The 18,315-nt window shown below is 67.5% G+C and carries 15 protein-coding genes and 1 tRNA gene; 9 read left to right on the plus strand and 7 right to left on the minus strand.

Annotation, left to right across the window (positions count from 1 at the left end):
• The first annotated feature begins 59 nt into the window (after nucleotides 1-59).
• From ABS73_RS08465 to ABS73_RS08475, 3 genes are all read left to right on the plus strand, one after another.
• Nucleotides 60-482 carry an OsmC family protein gene (locus tag ABS73_RS08465; protein ID WP_277019380.1) on the plus strand — a complete coding sequence of 141 codons (423 nt, stop codon included), beginning with the start codon at nucleotides 60-62 and terminating at the stop codon, nucleotides 480-482.
• A complete protein-coding gene (locus ABS73_RS08470) occupies nucleotides 482-1,333 on the plus strand; it encodes a transglutaminase-like domain-containing protein (RefSeq protein ID WP_277019382.1) in 852 nt (283 codons plus the stop codon). The genes ABS73_RS08465 and ABS73_RS08470 overlap by 1 nt, the downstream gene beginning before the upstream one ends.
• A gap of 99 nt (nucleotides 1,334-1,432) precedes the next feature.
• The gene (locus tag ABS73_RS08475; protein WP_277019383.1) at nucleotides 1,433-1,897 is read left to right on the plus strand and encodes a hypothetical protein; all 465 of its coding nucleotides are present in this window, start codon (nucleotides 1,433-1,435) and stop codon (nucleotides 1,895-1,897) included.
• Here ABS73_RS08475 and ABS73_RS08480 read toward each other — a convergent pair.
• Nucleotides 1,894-3,489 carry a peptide chain release factor 3 gene (locus ABS73_RS08480; RefSeq protein WP_136857337.1) on the minus strand — a complete coding sequence of 532 codons (1,596 nt, stop codon included), beginning with the start codon at nucleotides 3,487-3,489 and terminating at the stop codon, nucleotides 1,894-1,896. The genes ABS73_RS08475 and ABS73_RS08480 overlap by 4 nt on opposite strands.
• A gap of 136 nt (nucleotides 3,490-3,625) precedes the next feature.
• Here ABS73_RS08480 and ABS73_RS08485 point away from each other — a divergent pair, with 136 nt between their 5' ends.
• Nucleotides 3,626-5,041, plus strand: coding sequence for a hypothetical protein (locus ABS73_RS08485; RefSeq protein ID WP_277019385.1), 1,416 nt, complete (start codon nucleotides 3,626-3,628; stop codon nucleotides 5,039-5,041).
• A gap of 4 nt (nucleotides 5,042-5,045) precedes the next feature.
• On the opposite strand, the gene ABS73_RS08490 is transcribed toward ABS73_RS08485, so the two are convergent.
• From ABS73_RS08490 to ABS73_RS08510, 5 genes are all read right to left on the minus strand, one after another.
• Nucleotides 5,046-6,713: a formate--tetrahydrofolate ligase gene (locus tag ABS73_RS08490; RefSeq protein ID WP_277019386.1), complete on the minus strand. Its 1,668-nt coding sequence runs from the start codon at nucleotides 6,711-6,713 to the stop codon at nucleotides 5,046-5,048.
• Between the two features lie 3 nt (nucleotides 6,714-6,716).
• The gene (locus tag ABS73_RS08495) at nucleotides 6,717-7,142 is read right to left on the minus strand and encodes a universal stress protein (protein WP_277019387.1); all 426 of its coding nucleotides are present in this window, start codon (nucleotides 7,140-7,142) and stop codon (nucleotides 6,717-6,719) included.
• Entirely contained in the window at nucleotides 7,135-9,939 is a 2,805-nt protein-coding gene (locus tag ABS73_RS08500; protein WP_277019389.1) for a TRAP transporter permease, read from the minus strand. Before ABS73_RS08500 ends, ABS73_RS08495 begins: the two co-directional genes overlap by 8 nt.
• A gap of 85 nt (nucleotides 9,940-10,024) precedes the next feature.
• The gene (locus tag ABS73_RS08505) at nucleotides 10,025-10,990 is read right to left on the minus strand and encodes a TAXI family TRAP transporter solute-binding subunit (protein WP_277019391.1); all 966 of its coding nucleotides are present in this window, start codon (nucleotides 10,988-10,990) and stop codon (nucleotides 10,025-10,027) included.
• 178 nt (nucleotides 10,991-11,168) lie between these two features.
• On the minus strand, nucleotides 11,169-11,762 hold the full coding sequence (locus ABS73_RS08510) for a uracil-DNA glycosylase family protein (protein WP_277019405.1): 594 nt from the start codon (nucleotides 11,760-11,762) through the stop codon (nucleotides 11,169-11,171).
• A gap of 169 nt (nucleotides 11,763-11,931) precedes the next feature.
• Between ABS73_RS08510 and ABS73_RS08515 the strand changes: the two genes are divergently transcribed.
• From ABS73_RS08515 to ABS73_RS08530, 4 genes are read left to right on the plus strand one after another with little or no spacing between them, the layout of a single operon-like run.
• Nucleotides 11,932-12,585: an ABC transporter ATP-binding protein gene (locus ABS73_RS08515; RefSeq protein WP_277019393.1), complete on the plus strand. Its 654-nt coding sequence runs from the start codon at nucleotides 11,932-11,934 to the stop codon at nucleotides 12,583-12,585.
• On the plus strand, nucleotides 12,569-14,347 hold the full coding sequence (locus ABS73_RS08520; RefSeq protein WP_277019395.1) for a KpsE/RkpR family capsule polysaccharide export protein: 1,779 nt from the start codon (nucleotides 12,569-12,571) through the stop codon (nucleotides 14,345-14,347). Before ABS73_RS08515 ends, ABS73_RS08520 begins: the two co-directional genes overlap by 17 nt.
• On the plus strand, nucleotides 14,344-15,186 hold the full coding sequence (kdsA, locus tag ABS73_RS08525; protein ID WP_277019397.1) for a 3-deoxy-8-phosphooctulonate synthase: 843 nt from the start codon (nucleotides 14,344-14,346) through the stop codon (nucleotides 15,184-15,186). The genes ABS73_RS08520 and kdsA overlap by 4 nt, the downstream gene beginning before the upstream one ends.
• On the plus strand, nucleotides 15,183-16,490 hold the full coding sequence (locus tag ABS73_RS08530; RefSeq protein WP_277019400.1) for a mechanosensitive ion channel family protein: 1,308 nt from the start codon (nucleotides 15,183-15,185) through the stop codon (nucleotides 16,488-16,490). The genes kdsA and ABS73_RS08530 overlap by 4 nt, the downstream gene beginning before the upstream one ends.
• Here ABS73_RS08530 and ABS73_RS08535 read toward each other — a convergent pair.
• Nucleotides 16,487-17,662 (minus strand): BaiN/RdsA family NAD(P)/FAD-dependent oxidoreductase, encoded by a 1,176-nt coding sequence (locus ABS73_RS08535; protein WP_277019402.1) that lies wholly within the window; start codon nucleotides 17,660-17,662, stop codon nucleotides 16,487-16,489. The genes ABS73_RS08530 and ABS73_RS08535 overlap by 4 nt on opposite strands.
• Nucleotides 17,663-17,756: 94 nt before the next feature.
• Here ABS73_RS08535 and ABS73_RS08540 point away from each other — a divergent pair.
• Nucleotides 17,757-17,831 (plus strand) — tRNA-Gln (locus ABS73_RS08540).
• Nucleotides 17,832-18,315: the final 484 nt, after the last annotated feature.

The following is an 18,315-nucleotide window of genomic DNA, read 5'->3' on the forward strand; positions in this document are numbered from 1 at the left end:
CCTTGGCTGGTGTTGCCGCGTTGAGCGCGCAACACTGACCCAAGCAAAGGATGGATGTCATGATCACCCGCACCGGATCTGCCGAATGGACTGGCGGCCTGAAAGAGGGCAAGGGCCAGGTTTCGACCAAGTCGGGCGCGCTGTCCGCCCAGCCCTACGGCTTCAACACCCGCTTTGAGGACAAGCCCGGCACCAACCCCGAGGAGCTGGTGGGCGCGGCCCATGCCTCGTGCTTCTCGATGGCGCTGGCGATGATGCTGGAGCAGGAGGGGATTTCCGGCGTGTCGATCAAGACCACCTCGGATATCTCGATGGACAAGGAGGGCGACGGTTTCGCCGTCAAGAAGGCTCACCTGACCACCACGATCACCGCCGATGCCGACCGCGCCAAGGTGCTGGAGATCGCGGAGAAGGCCAAGGCCGGCTGCCCGATCAGCAAGCTGCTGAACGCAGAGATCACCATGGACGCATCGGTCGCGTGATGCTGGTCCGGGTCGGTCATCAGTTTCGCATCACGGTCGAGCAGCCGACCCCCCTGATCTGCCTTGTCGCCCCCGAGGCGGCACGGCACCCCGATTTCGTGGCCCCCGAGGAGGTCACCACCACCCCCGAGGTCGAGGTCCATGAATATCGCGACCGGTTCGACAACATCTGCCGCCGGATGATCGCCCCTGCGGGCGAGTTCATCCTGCGCGGCGACGTGACCCTGCGCGACAGCGAGGCCTGGGACGAGGTCGATCCCGACGCCCAGGAGGTGCCGGTCGAGGAGCTGCCCGACGAGGCGCTGATGTTCCTGACCCCTTCGCGTTATGTCGAAAGCGACGTGCTGTCCCAACAGGCATGGGACCTGTTCGGCCAAGTGACGCCGGGTTGGGGCCGCGTTCAGGCCATTCTGGATCACGGCCATAAGGTCCTGCGCTTCGACTATGGCACGGCGTCCGTGTTCCGCACTGCCCATGACGCCAGCCAGGGCGGTACCGGCGTATGCCGTGATTTCGCGCATCTGTCGCTGGCCTATCTGCGCGCGATGAACATCCCGGCGCGTTACGTCAACGGCTATGTCGGCGATATCGGCGTGCCCAAGGTCGATGCCCCGATGGATTTCGCCGCCTGGATCGAGGTGTTCCTGTCCGGCCGCTGGTGGACCTTCGACCCCCGCAACAACGAACGCCGCCTTGGCCGCGTCGTCGTCGCACGCGGGCATGACGCGGCGGATGTGTCGATGCTGTCCAGCTTTGGTCCGCATACCCTGACGGGCTTTGACGTCTGGTGCCACCCGGTCGACGATCAGGGGCGGGAACTGGACGGCATGGCCTTCGGCAGGTCCGCCTGACGGACCACTTCGGATGGTTACAGTTCGATGCATCTTGACGCTTGCGCGACTCGCCGCGCGGGCGCAGCGTCACTAGGTAACCATTGCGCAGGTGTCCGCATGACCATGTCCAGAGTGATGGCTTTTGCGGTTTTCCTTTTGCTGCCCCTCTCGGCCCTTGCGCAGGACTGCCCCGATTGGCACCTGACCGCGCCCAAGACGATCAAGGCCAGCGCCGACAGTTTGTATCAGCAGTATCAGACCCCGATGATCGCCGGGGGCGACGTGCATCTGACAAGCTGCACGAACGTGCCGGGCATCGGCTACATGGCCAAGGCGCCCGATCTCAGCCTGCAATATGACGATGGCGGTCAGGGGCGGCTGCTGGACCTGCGCGTACAGGGCGATTGCGACACGACCCTGCTGGTGAACCTGCCTGACGGGCAATACATCTTTGCCGATGACGAGGACGGCCTGAACCCGGTGATGCGCATCCAGGCCGCCGACAGCGGGCTGTACGACATCTGGGTTGGTACGATCGACGCGGCCAATTGCGCGTCGATCCTGCAGATCGAGACGTTCTAGACCATCATCTCCTTGGTCGCGGTCAGCCGGATCTCTGGGTGGTCGCGGCCGATGCGGTCGATGTCCCATTGCAGACGGGTCAGGAACACGAGATCGCCGTCATGGTCATGGGCCAGATGCTGCTTGTTCGCCTCGGCGAAGGCATCGACCTTGGCCTTGGGGCCGCTGACCCAACGGGCGCTGGTGAACTGGCTGCCCTCGAACCGGACGGGGATGCCGTATTCCAGCTCGATCCGGCTGGCCAGCACCTCGAATTGCAGCGCGCCCACCACGCCCACGATGAAGCCCGACCCGATCGACGGTTTGAAGACCTTGGCCGCCCCTTCCTCCGCGAATTGCATCAGCGCCTTTTCCAGGTGCTTGGCCTTCATCGGGTCGGTCGCGCGCACCGTCTGCAACAGTTCGGGCGCAAAGGACGGGATGCCGGTAAAGCGCAGCGCCTCGCCCTCGGTCAGCGCGTCCCCGATGCGCAGCTGGCCGTGGTTCGGGATGCCGATGATGTCACCCGCCCAGGCCTCCTCGGCCAGTTCGCGGTCGGCTGCCAGGAACAGCACCGGGTTCGACACGGCCATGGGCTTCTTGGAGCGTACATGCACCATCTTCATGCCGCGTTCGAAATGCCCCGAGGCCAGCCGGACAAAGGCCACCCGGTCGCGATGCTTGGGGTCCATGTTCGCCTGGACCTTGAAGACAAAACCGGTGACCGGCGCCTCATCGGGCGATATCTGGCGACCGTCTGTGTTCTGGGGCTGCGGCGGGGGGCCGTACTCGCTGATCCCCGACATCAGCTCCTGCACGCCAAAGCTGTTGATCGCACTGCCGAACCAGATGGGCGTCATGTGCCCCTCCAGGAACGATTGCCGGTCAAAGGCGGGCAGCAGCTCGCGCGCCATCTCGACCTCCTCGCGCAGCTTGGCCAGCAGGTCGGCGGGGACGTGATCGGCAAGCCGCGGGTCGTCCAGCCCGTCGATCTTGATGCTCTCGGCGACCTTGTTGCGGTCGGCGCGGTCCATCAGCTCCAGCCGGTCATGCAGCATGTCATAGCAGCCGATGAATTCGCGTCCCACCCCGATGGGCCAGGATGCCGGGGCCACGTCGATGGCCAGGTTCTCCTGGATCTCGTCGATGATCTCGAAGGTGTCGCGGCTTTCGCGGTCCATCTTGTTGCAGAAGGTCAGGATCGGCAGGTCGCGCAGGCGGCAGACCTCGAACAGCTTGCGGGTCTGCGATTCGACGCCCTTGGCCCCGTCGATGACCATCACCGCCGCATCGACCGCCGTCAGCGTGCGATAGGTATCCTCGGAAAAATCGCTGTGCCCCGGCGTGTCCACCAGGTTGAAGCGGTGCCCGTCGAAATCGAAGGACATGGCCGAGGCCGAGACCGAGATGCCGCGATCCTTCTCCATCTGCATGAAATCCGACCGCGTGCGCCGGGCCTCGCCCTTGGCGCGCACCTGACCGGCCATCTGGATGGCGCCACCATACAGCAGGAACTTCTCGGTCAGCGTGGTCTTGCCGGCGTCGGGATGCGAGATGATCGCAAAGGTCCGGCGGCGGGCGATTTCGGGCGGAAGATCGGGGCGGTTGCTCATGCCTCGCGCTTTAGCGCGCCCGCGCGCCCGGCGCAATTCCCGGTGTCGCGGCGGGTTTGGCTTGAATTGTCTGCATCGTTTCCTTGAACTGCGGCGCCCGCCGGGGAAACTGGCCGGAACGAAAACGGAGAGGCGGATGGACGGCTCGCTGGATCAACTGATGCGATTGTTGTCGAACCGGGGCCTGGAATGGCTGCGGCAGCGCATCATGGCCCTGCCCGAAGCGATGTCGATCGATCACCCCGATCTGGGCGCGCTGGCGATGGTGGGCCAGGCGGCCCCGGTCCTGTCGGGCTTGCGCGGGCGCATCTCTCCGATGGAGGTGATCGTGATGCGCCGCCTGACGCCCGATCTGGTGCGCGCGGGCGCCATCCGCGTGCTGGAGGGGGCGCGCACGCCCGATCTGGTGCGCCTGATGCTGGCGGGCGGGCTGGTCGCCTGCGACGACCCGCTGTGGCAGATGGCCTGCGAGACGCTGGCCGAGGATGCCGCCCTGCCCCTGCCGCAACGGCTGGCCCTGTCCGATGACCCCGCATTGCTGGCCCAGGCCGAACGGGTGCTGACCACCCCGCCGCGCCGGATCACGCCCGACCATGTCACGACGGTCGCGCAGCTGCTGATGCAGCTCTATCACTATGGCGCGCGGCGACCGCGCCTGTCGCAGGCACGCGCCTTCACGCAGATCTTCGACCATCTGCGCAGGCTGGCGGATTGGGCCCAATCGGCGGGCTGCACCGCCTCGGTCGCGCAGGTGGCCTTTTGCCTGCGCCTTCTGGACGAGGATTATCCGCTGGCCGAGATGGTGTCCGACCTGATCCAGGTGCAGCGGCCCGACGGGTCGTTCCCGGCCCGCCTCGGCTTCGGGACCGCCGATCAGGAGCTGGCGCAGGCGGCGGGACCCACGGTGCTGGTGGCCATGGCGCTGCACATGGCGGCGTGGCGGCGCTGGCGGGGCGCGGCGCCCGTCTGGCTGCAACCGCATCCGCTGCGCACGGCGACGCGGCTGCTGGCCGACCGCCTGGCGCGCGCGCCCATCCCCGATACGCTGGCGCTGCATGCCGCGACCAGCCTGACACGTGCCACGGGGCAGGACTGGCTGCGGCGGCTGTCGGCGCCGCGCGGCGCAGAACCGGCGGTGTTGGCGGACCTGGCGCGGGTCTGTTTCCGCGACCCCATCTCGGCGCGGCATCTGCGCCGCTGGCTGGACCTGCCGCGCCAGCCCGCAGGCCCCGCAACCCTGAACCGGGTCGAGGCCGCATGGCTGTCAGGGGCGCCGGTCTTGATCGCCAGTCCCCTGCCCCCCGCCCTGACCGCCTTGTGGGAGCGTGCCGCCCGCACCGGCGATGACGCCCTGTTCATGGATTGCGCCCGCATCGCGCTGCATCACGGCGATGGGGTGCCCGGACCCGTGATCCGCGACCGCGCCCGGCGGATGGCGGCGCGCGCACTGACGGCACAGGATTCGGCCCCCGACCTGCTGGTCAGCCTGGACCGCCTGTCCCTGCTGGCGCAGCTGTTGGAGCCTGAACCGGCCGCGGCCGCGGCCGCCTGACCGGTCAGAACAGCCCTTCGACCTGGCCCTCATCATCCAGGCGGATCACTTCGGCCGCCGGATGTCGCGGCAGGCCGGGCATGGTCATGATCTGCCCGCAGATCGCCACGACAAAGCCCGCGCCCGCGTTCAGCCGTACCTCGCGCACCGGGATCGTGTGGCGGGTGGGCGCGCCGCGCAGGTCGGGATCGGTCGAAAAGCTGTACTGCGTCTTGGCGATGCAGACCGGCATGTGACCATGTCCCGCCGCCTGCCAGGCCTCCAGCTGGGCACGGACGCCCGGCGCAGCCTCGACATGGGCGGCGCGGTGGATGCGGGTGCAGATGGCCTCGATCTTGTCCCACAGGGGCATGGCATCGGGATAGAGCGGCGCGAACTGCGCCTTGCCGCCCTCGGCCAGATCGACCACCGCGCGGGCCAGATCGGTGGCGCCCGCGCCGCCCTCGGCCCAATGCCGCGCCAGAATCGCCTGCACCCCCTGCTGCGCGCAATAGGCGCGCAGGGCGTCGATCTCGGCCTCGGCATCGCCCGCGAAATGGTTCAGCGCGACAACCACGGGCAGGCCAAAGCTGCGGATATTCTCGATATGGCGGCCCAAATTGGCGCAGCCCGCGGTGACGGCGGCGACATCCTCAGACCCAAGATCGGCCTTGGCGACGCCGCCGTTCATCTTCAACGCGCGGACCGTGGCCACCAGAACCACGGCGGCGGGGGACAGCCCGGCCAGGCGGCACTTGATGTTCAGGAACTTTTCCGCGCCCAGATCGGCCCCGAACCCCGCCTCGGTCACGACGTAATCGGAAAGGCGCAGCGCCGCACGGGTGGCGATGACGCTGTTGCAGCCATGGGCTATATTGGCGAAGGGCCCGCCATGGACCAGCGCCGGGTTGTTCTCCAGCGTCTGGACCAGATTGGGCTGCAACGCGTCCTTGAGCAGGACCGTCATCGCCCCATCCGCCTGCAGGTCGCGCGCGGTGACGGGGCGGCGGTCGCGCGTCTCGGCCACGACGATGCGGCCCAGACGGTCCTGCAGGTCGGCCAGGTCGCGCGCCAGGCACAGGATCGCCATGACCTCGGACGCCACGGTGATGTCGAACCCCGTCTGGCGCGAGAACCCGTTGGCCGGACCGCCCAGACCCACGACCGTGTCGCGCAGCGCGCGGTCGTTCATGTCCATCACCCGCCGCCAGGTGATGCGGCGCGTGTCGATGTCCAGCGCGTTGCCCCAGTGGATGTGGTTGTCGATCATCGCGGCCAGCAGGTTGTGGGCCGAGGTGATGGCGTGGAAATCGCCGGTGAAATGGAGGTTCATCTCCTCCATCGGGACGATCTGCGCGCGCCCACCGCCTGCAGCGCCACCCTTCATGCCAAAATTCGGGCCAAGGCTCGCCTCGCGGATGCAGATGGTCGCGCGGTGGCCCAGAAGGTTCAGCGCATCGCCCAGACCCACGGTGGTGGTGGTCTTGCCCTCGCCGGCAGGGGTCGGGTTGATGGCGGTCACCAGGATCAGGCGGCCTTGGGGACCGGTCAGGCCCGCCAGGGCGTCATGCGTGATCTTGGCCTTGTCATGACCATAGGGCAGGATCTGGTCGGGCGTCAGGCCAAGGCGGGCGGCGATATCCGCAATGGGCCGCTTGGACGCGGCCCGCGCGATCTGAAGGTCGGTCTGCATGATCTAGCGCACCACCATCACGGAAACGGGCGAATGGCGCACCACCGCATTGGCATCCCGGCTGACCAGGATGCTGCGCAGCTCATCGGGCTTGTCGCTGGCCATGACGATCAGGTCTGCCTTGTATTTCGCGGCCGCCTTGAGGATCGTCTCTGCGATATGGCCGTGGCCCACATGGATGCGGATGCGGGATTCGTCGGGGAAATGCTGGCTGGCAAAATCGTCCAGCGCCTCCTTCATCTTCTGCAGGATCTTCTGCTCATAGCCCTTGGGCAGGAAGGTCGCGACCATCGAGCTGCCGAAATCATGCACGATCCCCAGCAGGTGGATCACCCCCTGCTCTCCCGCCAGCCGCTTGGCGGCAGGCAGGGCCTTTTCCCAGCTTTCGGGATGCTGCAGGTCGATGGGCAACAGCACGGTGTCATGCATGACGCGCTCCTTTCACGGGTTCGGCGCGGGGTTCGCGGCGCCGCTGCAGCCAGACGACCAGCCCCATCAGCAGGAACGCCGGGATATAGATCCAGTACCGCGACGGTGCCGGAACGGGCGCATTCACCGTCAGGATCGTCTGGTCCCAATCCAGACCGGCGGCCTGCGCGGGGCTGTCAAAGGCCACGTTGTCGATCAGCATCCGGTCGCCATCCTGCGCCAGTTCGATCCCGGCGGCGGCCAGACGCTCCTCTCCGGTGGCGCCGGGCGGGACGGCCAGGAGGGCGGTGAATTCGACCGGGTTGCCGATGTCGTTCAGCCCCGCGATCTGCAGGCGCAGGCCCTCGCCCGGGTCGCTGTCCTCCAGCGCCTGGACGAACTCGGTCCCCGGACGCTCCTCGAAGGGCGGGAAGACATAGTCCCAGAAGAAGCCCGGCCGGAAGATGGTGAAGGCGATCAGCAGCAGCAGGACCGTCTCCCAGATCTTGTTGCGCACCAGGAACCAGCCCTGCGTCGCCGCCGCGAACAGCAGCATCGCGATGGTCGCGGTGACAAAGACAAAGATGCCCTGCATCCACCCCACATCGATCAGCAGCAGGTCGGTGTTGAAGATGAACAGGAACGGCAGCGCCGCCGTCCGCAGGCTGTAGAAGAACGCCACGACCCCGGTGCGGATCGGATCGCCCCCCGACACCGCCGCCGCAGCAAAGGAGGCAAGCCCCACAGGCGGCGTCACATCGGCCATGATGCCGAAGTAGAAGACGAACAGATGGACCGCGATCAGCGGCACGATCAGCCCATTCTGCTGGCCCAGGGTGACGATGACCGGCGCCAGCAGCGCCGAGACCACGATATAGTTCGCCGTGGTCGGCAGCCCCATCCCCAGGATCAGCGACAGGACCGCCGTCAGGCCCAGGATGGCCAACAGGTTGCCGCCCGACAGGACCTCGACCACATCGGCCAGGGCCGAACCCACGCCGGTCTGGCTGACCGCGCCCACGATGATGCCCGCCGTCGCCGTGGCGATGCCGATGCCGATCATGTTGCGCGCGCCCGAGATCAGACCGTCGACCAGATCGTCCACGCCCACCCGCAGCGCGCGGGCCGTGGTGTTGATGCCGGTGCGGTCGGCGCCGCGCAGCCACACCATCAGCGGGCGCTGCGTCAGCAGGATGAAGATCATGTAGGCCGTGGCCCAGAAGGCCGACAGGCCCGGCGACAGCCGGTCCACCATCAGCGCCCAGACCAGCACCACCACCGGCAGGATATAGTGCAGGCCCGACCGCACCGTCGGTCCCGGCAGCGGCAGCGCCGTCACAGGGGCGTTGGGGTCGTCGATCTGCAGCGGCTCCTCGCGCGAGGCGACCCACATCAGGCCGACATAGGCCGCCGTCAGCAGGCCAAAGACCACATAGGGCGCGCTGGAGCCGAAGGCGGGCCGGATCCAACCCATCAGGTAATAGACCGCCAGCGACAGCGCGCAGATCCCCGCCACCATGAAGGCGATGAACATCAGGCGCTGCAGGATGGGGGGCGGCTCATAGGCGCGGGGCAGGCCCTGCATGCCGGCCTTCATCGCATCAAGGTGGACGATGTAGACCAGCGCGATATAGCTGATCGTGGCGGGCAGGAAGGCGTGCTTGACCACGTCGAAATAGGGGATGCCCACGTATTCGACCATCAGGAAGGCCGCGGCCCCCATCACGGGCGGCATGATCTGGCCGTTGACCGAGGATGCGACCTCGACTGCGCCGGCCTTTTCGCTGGAAAAGCCCACCTTCTTCATCAGCGGGATGGTGAAGGTGCCGGTGGTGACCACGTTGGCGATGGACGACCCCGAGATCAGGCCCGTCATGGCGCTGCTGACCACGGCGGCCTTGGCCGGACCGCCCCGCAGGTGCCCCATCAGCGAAAAGGCCACCTGGATGAAGTAGTTGCCCGCCCCCGCCTTGTCCAACAGCGCGCCGAACAGCACGAAGAGGAACACGAAGCTGGTCGAGACGCCCAGCGCGATGCCGAAGATGCCCTCGGTGGTGACCCATTGGTGGTTGGCGACCTCGGCCAGCGAATTGCCGCGATGCGCGATGATCGAGGGCATGTAGGGCCCAAGGAAGGTATAGACCAGGAACACTGTGGCCACGATCATCAGCGCCGGGCCCAGGCTGCGGCGCGTGGCCTCCAGCAGCAGCAGGATGCCGATGACGGCCATCAGCACATCGGTGGTGATCGGCGCGCCGACCCGGCGGCCCAGGGCGTCGCTGTTGAGGAACACGTACATCGTGACGCCCACGCCCACCAGCGCCAGCGCCCATTCCCACGGCGGCACGCGGGTCTTGGGGCTGCCCAGCAGGACGGCGGCGATCACGCCCGCCCCGGCAAGCGCGATCCACCAGATCGGCATGGCAGCGGGTGCGCCATAGATGAACAGCCCCGACAGGATCAGCGGAACCGCAACCCCCAGGGCCAGTTGAAACGGTGATCTTTCAGCGGGATAGGCCATGAAAGCCAGAAACAGCGCGAAGGCCAGATGGACCGCGCGGGCATCGGTCGCGCTGATGATGCCGAAATTCAGCATGAAGGGCAGCGGCGAGGCGATCCACAGCTGGAACAGCGACCAGCACAACGCCACCGCCAGGATCAGCTTGCCCACCAGCCCCGGCGGCGTACGCGCGCCCGTGTCGGAGGAGGAGACCAGCTCGTCCAGCTCTTCCTGCGTCAGCGCCCCGCGCCCCGAGGCCTGCATCTCGACCGCGCTGGCCTGTTGCTGGCGTTCCCTTGTCCCGTCGTTCCGGCTCATCACGGCACCCCCTGCGATACGTCTTGTTCTTGTTCAGGCATGATGAAGGGGCGGCCCCGTCAGGGCCGCCCCGGTCAGGCGTGGATCACTCGACCCAGCCCTGTTCGCGGTAATACCGCTCGGCGCCCGGATGCAGGGGGGCGCTGTTGCCGTCGGCGATCATCTCTTCGGGCGTCAGGGTCGCGAAGGCGGGGTGCAGGCCCTTGAAGCGGTCGAAGTTGTCGAACACCGCTTTGACCACCTGATAGACGGTCTCTTCGGGGATCGCGGCCGAGGTCACGAAGGTCGCCTTGACGCCGAAGGTCTCGGTATCCTCATCATTGCCGGCATACATGCCGCCGGGGATCGTGACCTTGGAGTAGAAGGGATTGGCGTCCACCAGCGCGTCGATCTCGGGGCCGGACACGTCGACCAGACGGGCGTCCACGGTCGAGGTCGCCTCCTGGATCGAACCGTTGGGATGGCCCACGGTATAGCTGATGGCGTCGACCTGGTTGTCGCCCAGGGCGGCCGACTGTTCGGCCGGACGCAGCTCCGACGACAGGGCGAAATCGGACATGCTCATGCCCATCGCGTCCAGCACGACCTCGAAGGTCCCGCGCGAGCCCGATCCGGGGTTGCCCACGTTCACGCGCTTGCCCGACAGATCAGTAAAGGTCTCGACGCCGCTATCGGCGCGGGCCACGACGGTGAAGGGCTCGGGGTGGACGGCAAAGACCGCGCGCAGGTCCTCGAACGCGTCGCCCTCATAGTCAGAGCTGCCGTTATAGGCGTGGAACTGCCAGTCGGACTGGGCCACGCCCATGGTCATGCCGCCGGACTTGATCTGGTTGATGTTGTCGATGGACCCGCCGGTCGCGGGCGCGGTGCAGCGCAGGCCGGTGGTGGCGGTGTCGCGGTTCACCAAGCGGCAGATCGACTGGCCCACGACGTAATAGACGCCGGTCTGGCCGCCGGTGCCGATCGTGATGAACTGTTCCTGTTGCGCCATCAGCGGCGTGGCGCAGAGCGCGAAGGCGGTGCTCAGCAGGACGGGTTTCAGGTGGCTCATGCGGCGTCTCCCTTGGTCTGTTTTGGCCGGTCGGGGCGCGCCTGGCGCCCGGACCCGCAGGATCACGTCATCGTCAGGGAACTGTGCGCGAAACACAACCCCGTCGCTGAACCGCCGTGCCTTACCCTCGGTTCCGGCCGGGCTCCAGACCGATCGCGGTTTTTCGCGCCGCCTGCCCTCAGCCCGCCAGCGCCGCCGCCACACGGTCGCGCAGCGCGGGCAGCAGATCGGCCTGAAACCACGGATTCGCGCGCAGCCAGCCGGTGTTGCGCCAGCTGGGATGGGGCAGCGGGATCACGTCCGGCGCATGGGCGCGCCAGTCGCGCACCGTGGGCGTGACCGACCGCGCGCCCAGGTGCCAGCGCATCGCATGCCCGCCCACCAGCAGCGTCAGCCGCGGCTGCAGCAGCGCCATCACGGGCGCGCGCCAGGTCGCCGCGCAGATCGGCGGCGGCGGCAGGTCGGCCCCACGCGCATCATAGCCCGGAAAGCAAAAGGCCATCGGCACGATGGCGATACGGTCGCGGTCATAGAAGGTCGCGCGGTCGATCCCCATCCAGTCGCGCAGCCGGTCGCCCGACCGGTCGTCGAAGGGCAGACCGCTGGCATGGACCCGTGCGCCCGGCGCCTGCCCCGCGATCAGCACCCGCGCCGTGCGGCTGAACCACACGACCGGGCGCGGCCGATGGCCCGTCGCCGTCGCCGCAAAGCGCTCGCGGCAGATCCGGCAGCCCCGGATGCAGTCGTCCAATGGGGGTTCGGGCGCCATCATCTGCGGCATTTATGACGAATTTATCAGGAAATAAGGCTGGTCAGATCACAATTTCTGGGGCCGGATGGCAAGGCTGGACAGCCCGTCCGGCCCGCCCTAAGGTCGCCCCGGCAGTCGAGGCACCCGGCATGGCACGCCTCGTGCCGTTTTTCGTTGGTAAAGCAAGGCCATGCTAGAATTTGACAATGTGTCCAAGTCGTTCTGGACCGGCAAGCAGCACAAGATCATCCTGGACCAGGCCTCGTTCCGGGTGGAGCTGGGCCAGTCCCTGGGCATCCTGGCCCCCAACGGCACCGGCAAGACGACCCTGGTGAACATGATGTGCGGCCTGGAGAAGGCTGATGAGGGGCGGATCAGGCGCGAATGCCGGATCTCGTTTCCCCTGGGCTTCATGGGCGGTCTGGTCAGCCGCCATACCGGCAACGAAAACGCGCGCTATATCGCCCGGATCTATGGGCTGGACCCGGATTACGTGTCGGCCTTCACCCGCTGGCTGTGCGACATCCACGAATATTTCGACATGCCCGTGGGCACCTATTCCAGCGGCATGCGGCAGCGATTCAACTTTTCGCTGCTGCTGGCGCTGGATTTCGACATCTACCTGATCGACGAGGGCATGCCCCAGACCACCGATGTCGAGTTCAACCGCAAGGCAGGCCGCGTCCTGTTCGAACGCCTGCAGACCGCCACCACGGTGATCGTGTCGCACCAGCCCAGCACCATCGAAAAGTTCTGCAACCGGGCGGCGATCCTGCGCGACGGCAGGCTCTATCTGTTCGAGACCCTCGACGAGGCCAAGCAATATTATGACTACACCTCCTAAAGCGCGCCGGTACCACCTCTCGGCCCAGGAATCGGTCACGCAGGGCGGCACCCCCACTGCCGCGCCTGCTGACGACCAGGACCGCGCCGCGCCGCCCGCCCCCGGCGGGGCCATCCGGGTCGAGGTGACGCGCCGCGCGCCCCCCGCCGCAGGCTCCTCCGAAACGCCCGAGGACCGCCAAGCGCGGTTGGACAAGTTCCTGGCCACCGGCCCGATGGATGACGGTTTCGGCGATTTCAGCCTGACCAAGCCCCCCGCCGCGGCGCCTGCAGCCCCCGCCGACGACCCCGATCTGGAGGCCAAGCTGGCCGCGATCCGCGCGGAAAAGCTGACCGAGCGACAGATGCGCATCGCCCGCCGCATCGCCGCCCTGCACCAGATCGAGGCCGCATCCCCCGAGGAGGCCGTCCTGCGCCTGCGCGAGCGGGGGATCGACCCGTCGCATCGCAATGCGGTCGGCAGCATCCTGTCCTCCGAAGGCAGCCGCGCACAGGCGGCCCCCGCGCCCAACGCGCCGGCGCTGCGACCCGCGCCCGTGCCCTCGATCCTGCCGGACCGGGCGCCGGGAAAGCGCCCCGCCCTGCCCTCTCGCGAGGAACTGACCGAGGAAAAGCGCGCCGCCGAGATCTATCGCATTCAGCGCGACCTGGCCCGCCGCCGCCGCCGCCGCATGGCGATGCTGGCCTTTCGCCTGATGCTGTTCGTCATGCTGCCGACAGTCCTGGTGGGCTGGTATTACCACCGCATCGCCTCGCCACTTTATGCGACCGTGTCGCAGTTCCAGATCCAGTCGGCCGAAGGCGGCGGGTCGGGCGGCGGTCTAGGGGCGATGCTGGGCGGCACGGGCTTGGGCACGAACCAGGACGCCGTCGCGGTCCAGAGCTATCTGACATCGCGCGACGCCATGCTGCGGCTGGACGAGGAGCTGGGGTTCCGGCGCGCGTATCAGGACCCCTCGGTGGACGCGATCAAGCGCCTGCCCCCCGATGCCACGAACGAGGCGACGTTCAGCCTGTATCAGGATTCGGTCAAGATCGGCTATGACCCGACCGAGGGCGTGCTGAACATGGAGGTGATCGCCCCCAATCCCAAATTGAGCGAGCAGTTCTCGCGCGCGCTGATCACCTATGCCGAGGAGTTGGTCGATGCGCTGACCTCGCGGATGCGCGCCGACCAGATGGAGGGCGCCCGCGAGACCTATGAGGATGCCGAGGCCAAGATGCTGGCCGCCCAGATGCGTGTGCAGGAGCTGCAGGTCAGGCTGGGCGTGCTGGACCCGGTCGCCGAAAGCAGCGTCGTGATGGGCCAGGTCAGCGGCCTGGAAAGTCAGCTGACCGAAAAGCAGCTGGAGCTGGGGCAGCTGCTGGCCAATCCGCGCCCGCTGCAGAGCCGCGTAGACGCGGTGCGCGGCGACATCACCCGCCTGCGCGAGCTGATCGCCGAGACGCGCCTGCAGCTGACGCAGGACAGCGACACGCGGGGCTCTCTGGCCGCGATCGCGGGAGAGCTGCGCGTGGCCGAGGCCGAGATGGTCACCCGCCAGGAGATGCTGGGCGCCGCCGCCGCCCAGATGGAGGCCGCGCGCATCGAGGCCAACAAGCAGGTCCGCTATCTGTCGCTGTCCATCGCGCCGATCCCGCCGGACGAGGCGACCTATCCCAAGGCGTTCCAGAACACCCTGGTGGCTTTCCTGATCTTTTCGGGTATCTATCTGATGCTGTCGCTGACGGCCTCCATCCTTCGCGAACAGGTATCGACATGACCACGCCCAAGCATATCCCCATCGGCCCGATCACCTGCGGCAACGACCTGCCGCTGACGGTGATCGCCGGACCCTGCCAGCTGGAAAGCCTGGATCACGCGCTGATGATCGCCCAGACGATGGCCGCGGCCTGCGCCGATGCGGGCGCGTCCTTCGTGTTCAAGGCCAGCTATGACAAGGCCAACCGCACCTCGCTGTCGGGGCGACGGGGCCTGGGCATCGACGAGGGGCTGGAGATCCTTGCGGCCGTGCGCGACCGTTTCGGCTGTCCGGTGCTGACCGATGTGCATGACGCCGACCAGGCGATCCGCGCGGCCGAGGTCGTGGACGTGATCCAGATCCCGGCCTTCCTGTGCCGCCAGACCGACCTGCTGCTGACGGCGGGCCGCACGGGGGCGGTCGTGAACATCAAGAAGGGCCAGTTCCTGGCGCCGTGGGACATGCCGAACGTGGCCGACAAGGTCGCCTCGACCGGCAACGGGAACATCCTGCTGACCGAACGCGGAGCCAGCTTCGGCTATAACACGCTGGTGGCGGACATGCGGTCGCTGCCGATCATGGCGCGCACCGGCTATCCGGTGATCATGGATGCCACCCATTCCGTCCAGCAGCCCGGCGGCCAGGGCGGCAGCTCGGGCGGGCAGCGCGAATTCGCGCCGGTGATGGCGCGGGCGGCGGTCGCGCTTGGCGTGGCCGGGGTCTTCATCGAGACGCATGAGGCGCCCGACACCGCGCCCTCGGACGGGCCGAACATGATCCCGCTGGACCGGATGCCCGCGCTGATCGCCTCTCTGATGGCCTTCGACCGACTGGCAAAGGCTGACCCGCTGCCGGCATGATCCGTGCGCTGCTGATCCTGCTGGCGCTGGCCGCGCCCGTCGCGGCGCAGGCCCCCGACCCTGCCGTGCCGCAGGTGCCAAGCGGCGCGATCTCGACCCAGGACAATCAGGCGACCGATCTGGCGATCCTGGCGCGCATCGGCAGCATCCTGGCGCAGGTGCCCGAATTCGACGGGGTCAGCGCGCGCGTCGATGCCGGTATCGTCACCCTGACCGGAGAGGTTACCGAACAGCAGACCGTCGCCCGGCTGGAGACCCTGCTGGCGCGGGTCGAGGGCGTCGTAGCGATCGAGGATCGGGTGACCCTGTCCACCGATCTCGGCACGCGGCTGGTCTCGGTCCGCGACCGGTTCCAGACGCGGCTGACGGCGGTGGTGGCGGGGCTGCCCTTCATGGCGCTTGGCTTGGCGGTGGGGGCGGTCATCGTGCTGGCGGGCGGCTGGCTGTCGCGGCGCGAACGCGCGCTGGCGGGGATTGCGCCCAATCCCTTCATCGCGGGGTTTCTGGCGCAGACCATCCGGCTGACCGCCTGGATCGTGGCGCTGGTGGTGGCGCTGGACCTGATGGGGGCGCGGGCGCTGCTGGGGACGCTGTTGGGTGCTGCGGGCATCTTTGGCCTGTCGCTGTCCTTTGCCGCGCGCGACACGATCGAGGGGTTCGTGGCCACGATGCTGCTGTCGCTGCGCCAGCCCTTCAACCCGAACGATCTGATCGAGGTGAACGGCCTGCGTGGCCGGGTGATCCGTCTGACCAGCCGGGGCACCACCCTGCTGACGCTGGACGGCAACCACATCCGCATCCCCAACCAGATCATCTACAAAGCGGTCCTGACGAATTACACGCGCAATCCGGAACGGCGCTTCATGGTCGATCTGGCGATCGATCCGGGCGCCGATCTGGGCCGCGCGCGCGACGTGGTGCTGAAGGCGCTGGCGGGTATGGATTTTGTGCTCAAGCGCCCCGAACCGGTGGCTTGGCTGGATGCGCAGGGCCCCGAACATGTGGTGATCCGCGCCGGAGGCTGGGTGTCGCAGGACGGCACCGATTTCGACCTGGCGCGGGGCGAGGCGTTCCGCATGCTGCGCCACGCGCTGGACGCCAAGGGTTATCTGATCCCCGAGCCCATCCACCGTATCCGCCTGGAACAGACCGACGCGTCCGAGGCGCCTGCCGCCACGCGGCCCTCGCGCCCCGCCGACCGCCGCCTGTCGGATCTCGGCCCCGACGCCGCCTTCGAGGAGATGGTCGAGCGCGAACGCGTCGATGACGGCCGCGACCTGCTGAACCCCACCCCGCGCGGCTAGGCCGCGCGACCGGCCGCATCGGCCGATGCCCAGGCCCATTGAAAGTTATAGCCGCCCAGCCAGCCGGTCACGTCCACGCATTCGCCGATGAACGCCAGGCCCTGCACCTGCCGCGCCTGCATGGTCCGCGCATCCAGATCGCGCGTGTCGACCCCGCCCAATGTGACCTCGGCGGTGCGATAGCCCTCGGTCCCCACGGGGCGCACCTGCCAGCGGTTGACCCGCGCGCCCAAGGCGTCCAGCCGGGCGTTCGGCTGATCTGCCAGCCGCGCCTGCACCAGCCCGGCCTCTGCCACAACGGCCTGCGCCAGGCGGTCGGGCAGCATCTGCCCCAGCACGGTGGCGACCTGCGCACGGCCCGCCCCCGCCCGCGCGGCCTTCAGCGCGGCGGCGATGTCGCGGTCGGGCGACAGATCGATGGTCAGCGTCTCTCCGGCCTGCCAAAAGCTGGAGATCTGCAGGATCACCGGCCCGCTGAGGCCCCGATGCGTGAACAGCAGCGCGTCGCGAAACGCCCCGCCCCCATGGGCGATGCGCGACTCGACCGACAGGCCCGCCAGAGGACGGCAGAGCGCCAGATCCTGCTCGGCAAAGGTCAGCGGCACCAGCGCCGGGCGGGTCTCGACCAGACGCAGGCCGAACTGGCGCGCCAGGTCATAGGCCATGCCGGTCGCCCCGATCTTGGGGATCGACTTGCCGCCCGTGGCCACGACCACGCGCGCCGCCGTGATCGCCCCGCCCGAGGTCTTCAGCACAAAGCGGTCGTCCTGTCGCTCCACCCCGGCGATGCGGGTCTCCAGCCGCAGCTCGGCCCCGGTCATGCGGTCCAGCAGCATCGCGGTGATCTGGGTGGCCTTTCCATCGCAGAACAGCTGGCCCTGGGTCTTCTCATGCCAAGCGATTCCCGCCGTCCCGACCAGATCGACGAAGGCTTGAGGCCGATACCGCGCCAGCGCGCTGGCCGCGAATCGCGGATTGTCCGACAGGAACCGATCGGGCGCGGTCGCAAGGTTCGTGAAATTGCACCGTCCCCCGCCCGAGATGCGGATCTTTTCCGCCGGCGTCGCGGCATGATCCAGCACGATCACCCGCCGCCCCTGCGCCAGCGCCGATCCGGCGCAGAACAATCCGGCCGCGCCGGCCCCCAATATGACAAGATCCGCATGTTCCATGCCGTGTCGATAGCGGGGCTTTCGCATGGGGGCAAGATTTCTGCATTTTCCGTCTTGCACCCCCGGACGCGCTTGGGTAATCACCCTGCACAGTTGGGGCGTGGCCAAGTGGTAAGGCATCGGTTTTTGGTACCGTGTACCGTAGGTTCGAATCCTACCGCCCCAGCCAATTCATTTTATTTTTTATAATTATCCACTTAGGGAAGCGCTCACTACCGCAACCGGAACAGTTGGCCGACTCATCCAAGCGTCTCACCACGGACGGACACACGGACAAGACAAGGCCCCAAACGCGGGGTGCGCTTGGGGCCTCTGGTTTGGCGCAGGTGGTATTCAGGCGGCTGCCGTCGCTTCACCCATCAGTTCACGTAGAAGCAACCGCGCTACGGTTTGCCAGTCGGTGCCACCAATCTGGGTGGCCTTCTCGCGGCGCTTGTAGGTAACGCGAACAAGCGTGCGTTTTGCGTAAACTTCATACTCGGCAACATGGTCGCCATCCTTCGTGATCGCGCTACGCTCGGTGGTGCCATGCTGATTGCCATGCGCCGGTCCGGTGGCGTTGTTGCAGAACTCGGCGTTGAGGCGTGATTTCCCCTTACCCCATTAAGCTCATGCCACGCGCTCGATCTCGGCGGTGCCGAGGGCGTTGAAGC

Origin of the sequence: Paracoccus sp. SCN 68-21 (assembly GCF_001724535.1) — a bacterium.
GTDB classification, from domain to species: domain Bacteria; phylum Pseudomonadota; class Alphaproteobacteria; order Rhodobacterales; family Rhodobacteraceae; genus Paracoccus; species Paracoccus hibiscisoli.

Bases quoted from the DNA above. Each gene is read 5' to 3' on its own strand.
- ABS73_RS08535 (WP_277019402.1), bottom strand. From the start codon at position 17,662: ATGGAACATGCGGATCTTGTCATATTGGGGGCCGGCGCGGCCGGATTG.
- ABS73_RS08515 (WP_277019393.1), top strand. From the start codon at position 11,932: ATGCTAGAATTTGACAATGTGTCCAAGTCGTTCTGGACCGGCAAGCAG.
- ABS73_RS08470 (WP_277019382.1), top strand. From the start codon at position 482: ATGCTGGTCCGGGTCGGTCATCAGTTTCGCATCACGGTCGAGCAGCCG.
- ABS73_RS08495 (WP_277019387.1), bottom strand. From the start codon at position 7,142: ATGCATGACACCGTGCTGTTGCCCATCGACCTGCAGCATCCCGAAAGC.
- ABS73_RS08520 (WP_277019395.1), top strand. From the start codon at position 12,569: ATGACTACACCTCCTAAAGCGCGCCGGTACCACCTCTCGGCCCAGGAA.
- ABS73_RS08490 (WP_277019386.1), bottom strand. From the start codon at position 6,713: ATGCAGACCGACCTTCAGATCGCGCGGGCCGCGTCCAAGCGGCCCATT.
- ABS73_RS08475 (WP_277019383.1), top strand. From the start codon at position 1,433: ATGACCATGTCCAGAGTGATGGCTTTTGCGGTTTTCCTTTTGCTGCCC.
- ABS73_RS08505 (WP_277019391.1), bottom strand. From the start codon at position 10,990: ATGAGCCACCTGAAACCCGTCCTGCTGAGCACCGCCTTCGCGCTCTGC.
- ABS73_RS08485 (WP_277019385.1), top strand. From the start codon at position 3,626: ATGGACGGCTCGCTGGATCAACTGATGCGATTGTTGTCGAACCGGGGC.
- ABS73_RS08480 (WP_136857337.1), bottom strand. From the start codon at position 3,489: ATGAGCAACCGCCCCGATCTTCCGCCCGAAATCGCCCGCCGCCGGACC.
- ABS73_RS08530 (WP_277019400.1), top strand. From the start codon at position 15,183: ATGATCCGTGCGCTGCTGATCCTGCTGGCGCTGGCCGCGCCCGTCGCG.
- kdsA (WP_277019397.1), top strand. From the start codon at position 14,344: ATGACCACGCCCAAGCATATCCCCATCGGCCCGATCACCTGCGGCAAC.
- ABS73_RS08465 (WP_277019380.1), top strand. From the start codon at position 60: ATGATCACCCGCACCGGATCTGCCGAATGGACTGGCGGCCTGAAAGAG.
- ABS73_RS08510 (WP_277019405.1), bottom strand. From the start codon at position 11,762: ATGATGGCGCCCGAACCCCCATTGGACGACTGCATCCGGGGCTGCCGG.
- ABS73_RS08500 (WP_277019389.1), bottom strand. From the start codon at position 9,939: ATGAGCCGGAACGACGGGACAAGGGAACGCCAGCAACAGGCCAGCGCG.